The sequence below is a fragment of the Streptomyces sp. NPDC002403 genome, from assembly GCF_053593015.1.
This window is the reverse complement of sequence record NZ_JBSFBQ010000128.1, coordinates 1-5,056: the sequence shown is the minus strand read 5'-3', so window position 1 is coordinate 5,056 and position 5,056 is coordinate 1. Positions and strand designations below refer to the sequence as shown.

Here is a 5,056-nt window from a genome sequence, read left to right as displayed (position 1 = left end):
GGGAGGCAGACGCCGATGAGGTGTTCGGGTCCGGCGCCCAGGGTGCGCAGGTGGTGGGCGAGGCGGTTGGCGCGGGCGTCGAGTTCGGCGTAGGTAAGGGAATGTCCGTCGGCCTTCACCGCGATCGCGTCGGGTGTCCGAGCGGCCTGCTCCGCGAACAGCTCGTGCACCGTCCGCGTCACCGGCACCGGGGCGGTGATCCGGTCCGCCGCGAGAATGAACTCCCGCTCACCCTCGGGCAGATACACGGCCCGCGCGTCACCGTCGGCGCCCGCGGCCATCGCCTCCAGCACCGCACGGAACATCCCGGCGATCCGGTCGGCGTTGGCCTGGCTGAGCACATGGGAGGTGGAGCGCAGGCTCAGGACGCCGCCGAGTGCCGTGACCGTGAGGGCGAACTCGTTGGGGGCGTCGTTGAAGCCCCAGCCGTCCTCGGCCTCCTCGGAGTCCATCCGGTGGAAGTCGAGATAGCTGAAGAAGACGTCGACCAGCCGGCCGCCGTCGGTCCGCTCGATGGCCGGCATCGGGTAGTGACGGTGCGGCCATGCCTCGATCTCCCGGTCGGACACCTGACGCACCAGGTCGCGCCAGGTGCGGGCCGTGCGGTCGGCGGGGAAGGGCAGGGTGTTCAGATAGGAGCCGTAGACCCGGTCGGATCCGGCCGCCTCCGGCCGCCCGTGGGTGACCAGCCCGGCGTGGTAGGCGGGTGCGTCGGTGAGCTGTCCCACGACCTTCACGAAGGCGGCGACGAGCACGCTCTTGACCGACGTCCTGGCCGCCCCGGCCAGCGCGCGCAGCGGCTCCTCCAGGTCGTCGAAGCGCACCCCGGCGCGGACGGCCCCGGCCGGCACCGTCAGGTCGTCGTGCCAGCCCTCGGGAATCCGGGCCCTGGTGTGACCGGTGACCACGCCGTCCCAGTAGGCGCGGTCCTCCTCCGACTCCAGGGCGTCGAGTTCGGCGGCGACGTAGTCGGCGAACCGCACCTCGGGGGCCTCGTACGGCTCCGGCTCCAGGCCGTCGCGCAGCCGCCGGTAGACCTGGACCAGATCCACCAGGAACAGCTGGTTGCTCCAGCCGTCCATGACGGCATGGCTCTGGGTGAAGGTGCACATCCAGTCGGCGCCGAGGACATGCGCGGCGACCCGCAGCAGCGGCTCGTCGCCGTCGAGGTCGAAGACGCGCGCCCGTTCGTCGGCGACGTACGCGGTCATGCTCAGCCGTTGCTCCTCCCTGGCCAGTCCGGTGAGATCGCGCACGGCGACGGGCACCTCGACGTCCGTGTGGACGAGCTGGAGCGGTACGGAGTATCCGACCAGCGACACCGAGGTGCGCAGCGCCTCGTGGCGGCCGACCACGGTCCTGACCGCCGCCGCGAAGGCGTCGGCGTCGAACGGCCGGTCGTCGTGGACCCGGTAGACGTTGACGTTGTGATAGTTGCCGCGTGCCGCGTCGCTGAGGGTCTCGACCAGCATGCCGGTCTGCACGAGGGAGAGCGGATAGGCGTCGGCGAGGCCGTCGGGCAGCTTCGCCCGGTCCTCGCCGGAGATCAGCGCGAAGGGAGCGGTGAAGGCCCCCTCCCCGGCGGCCAGCACCGTCCGGCCGGACAGCAGTTCGCACAGCCCGGCCACGGTGCGGCGGGCGAAGACGTCACGGACCGCCACGTCGAGGCTCTCGCCCCGCAGGGCACCGACCAGGGCCACCGCGCGGATGGAGTCGCCGCCGAGGTCGAAGAAGTCGTCGTGCACACCGAGGCGCCCCACACCCAGCACCTGGCTCCACACCGCGGTGACCCGCTCTTCCAGGGGCGTGCGCGGCGCGGTGTACTCGACCCGGGCGTAGGCGTCCTCGTCCGGGGCGGGCAGGGCACGCCGGTCCACCTTGCCGTTGGCGTTGAGGGGGATGGACTCCAGGACCACGAACGCGGTCGGCACCATGTACTCCGGCAGGGTGCGGCCGAGCAGGAGGTGAAGTTCGGCGGGGTCGGGAGCTCGCTCCCCGTCCGCCACGAGGTAGGCGACGAGCCGCTTGTCCCCCGGGGCGTCCTCGCGCAGCACCACCCGGGCGTCCGAGACGAGCGGATGGTCGCCGATCGCGGCCTCGATCTCACCGAGTTCGACGCGGTACCCACGGATCTTGACCTGTCCGTCGCCGCGGCCGAGGAAGTCGACGTCACCGTCGGGCAGGACACGGACGATGTCCCCGGTGCGGTACAGCCGGCCGCCGGGCGGGCCGAAGGGGTCGGGGACGAACCGCCCGGCGGTGAGCCCGGGACGACCGAGGTAACCGCGGGCCACGCCGGCTCCGCCGACGTACAGCTCTCCCGCGACACCGGTCGGGACGGGCTGGAGGCGCTCGTCGAGTACGTACATCGCCACGCCGGGCAGGGGGCGGCCGACGGGCATCACGTCGGGCAAGGCCCCTTCCTCCACCGGGGAGGGGACGGGCCAGGTGCTGGTGCCGACGGAGTTCTCGGTCGGGCCGTACTCGTTGACCAGCACCGTGTCCGGCGCCAGTTCGCGCCAGGACCGCACGGCCCGGCGGCGGAACGCCTCGCCCGCGACGACGAGCAGCGGAGCGAGCCGCCGCGCTCGGTCCGGGGAGAGCTGGTGCGTCAGCACTTCGAGGTGGGCCGGCGTCAGCTTCACGAAGGCGTACGGGGCCCCCGCCGCCAGCACCTCGCCGAGCCGGCCGAGGTCCAGATCCTGCGGCAGCACGTGCACGGGCTGCCCGGTCAGCAGCGGCGCCCACAGGTTGGGCACCACCAGGTCGAAGGCGATGGAGGAGAACAGCGGGGCGCCGCCGCCGGCGGCGGTGAGCTCGCTCACGGCCCAGCGGACATGGTTGGCCAGTCCGCCGTGCGGGACGAGCACACCCTTGGGGCGGCCGGTGGATCCCGAGGTGTAGATGACGTACGCCAGCCGGTCCGGATCGGCGACCCGCTCCGGAGCCGACGACGGCTGGGCGTCGACGGACGCACGGTCCCCGTCGACGAGCAGCGTCCGTCCGGCGAAGCCTTCTCCCGGACGTTCCTGATGGGCGCACTGGGTGAGCAGCACCCCGGCGCCGGCGTCGGTGAGCATGTGCTCGACGCGCTCGGAGGGGAAGACCGGGTCCATCGGCAGATACGCGCCGCCCGCCTTCCACACCCCGAGCAGCCCGACGACCAGATCGGCGCCGCGGTCGAGCAGTACACCGACCACGGACTCGGACCCGACGCCCAGCTCACGCAGCCGGTGGGCGAGCCGGTTGGCGCGGGCGTCCAGTTCCGCGTAGGTCAGCCGCTCGTCGCCGGCGACGACCGCGACGGCGCCGGGGGAGCGGCGGGCCTGCTCCTCGAAGAGCTCGAACACGGTCGCGGTGACGGGCTCGGCGGGAGCGACCGCCCACTCACCGACCAGGCGCTCGCGCTCCTCGGCCGGGATCAGCGGTACGCGGGGGTCGCCGCCGGCGTCGGCGGTCATCGCCTCCAGCACGGCACGGAACATCGCCCCGATGCGCTCGGTGTTCTCCAGGGCCAGCGACCAGGAGTCGGCGGTCAGGAAGATGTGCTTGACCCGGGAGGAGATGGTCAGCGGGAACTCGGTGGGGCTGTCGTCGATGCCGACCTGGTCGTCCACCAGGGAGGCATCGACCTGACGGAAGTCCTGGTAGTTGAAGAACACGTCGATGAGCCGCTGGGTGCCGCCGATCTCGCGCTGCACGGCGGGCAGCGGGTGGCGGCGGTGCTCCCAGGTCTCGACCTCGCGGGCGAAGGTGTCGCGGACCAGGTCCAGCCAGGTGGCCGGCATCCGGTCGAACGCCAGCGGCAGGGTGTTGAGGTACATGCCGTACACCCGGTCGGCGCCCGTGACCTCGGGCCGCACGTCGTAGACGAGACCGGCGTGGAACGTCGCGGCGTCGGTGAGCTGGCTCATGACCTTGCCGAAAGCGGCGAGCATGACGCTCTTCAGCGAGGCCCTGGCCTTGGTGGCGAGCGCCCGGAGCGCCGGTTCCAGGTCCTCCCAGGGGACCTGCACATGGTGCTTGACGCGCGGCGTGCCGGTGTCGTCGCCCCAGCCGGACGGCAGGGTGAACTTCTCGTAGTCGCTGGTGATCCGGCGCCAGAAGGCGCGGTCCTCGGCGGAGGCGAGCGAGGCCAGCTCCCCCGCGATGGAGTCGGCGAAGCGGACCGCGGGCCGCTCGTACGGCTCCGGTTCCAGGCCCTCACGAAGGCGTCGGTAGCAGCCGAGCAGTTCCATCAGCAGCGAGTGGTAGCTCCACCCCTCCATGATCGGGTGGCACTCGGTCACCGAGATCCACCAGACCGTGTCGCCCGTGACATGCGCGTGGAAACGCATCAGGGTGGGGCGGCTCAGATCGAAGGGGTCGGCGCGCTCGGCCCGGACGAACTGCCGCAGCGAGACCTGGAGTTCCTCGTCGTCCAGATGAGTGAGGTCGCGGACCCCGACGGTGGCCTCGGCACGTTCGTGGACCAGTTGCAGCGGCACCGTGAACTCGGTCAGGTGAACCGAGGTGCGCAGCATGTCGTGGCGTTCCACGACCTGCGCGACGGCCTTCTCGAATGCGGCGGGGTCGAAGGGCCGGTCGTCGAGGATCCGGAAGCAACTGCAGTTGTGGTAGTGGTTCTTCTCCTCGTCGGCCAGCATCTCGACGACCATGCCGGTCTGTATCTGGGACATCGGGTAGGCGTCGGCGAGGCCGTCGGGCAGCTTCGCCCGGTCCTCGTCGCAGACCAGCGCGAACGGCTCGACCAACGTGAGCTGTTCCGCCGGCACCGCGGAGCGTCCGGTCAGCAGCTCACCCAGTTCCGCCACCGTACGCCGGTCGAAGACGTCGCGGACGGAGAGGTCGAAGCCCTCGTCCCGCAGGGCGCCGACGAGCGCGACGGCGCGGATGGAGTCGCCTCCCAGGTCGAAGAAGCTGTCGTGGACACCGACCCGGTCCACCTCCAGGGCGGTGGCCCAGACGGCGGCGATCCGTTCTTCGGCGGGGTTGCGGGGTGCGGTGTACGCGGTGTGGGCGTAGGCGTTCTGTCCGGGGGTGGGGAGGGCGTTCT

At 71.8% G+C, this 5,056-nt stretch carries 1 protein-coding gene; it reads right to left on the bottom strand.

The window, feature by feature from the left end; translation table 11 throughout:
* On the bottom strand, positions 1–5,056 hold a 5,056-nt coding region (locus ACWCPY_RS42875; RefSeq protein ID WP_451274577.1), incomplete at both ends, for an amino acid adenylation domain-containing protein.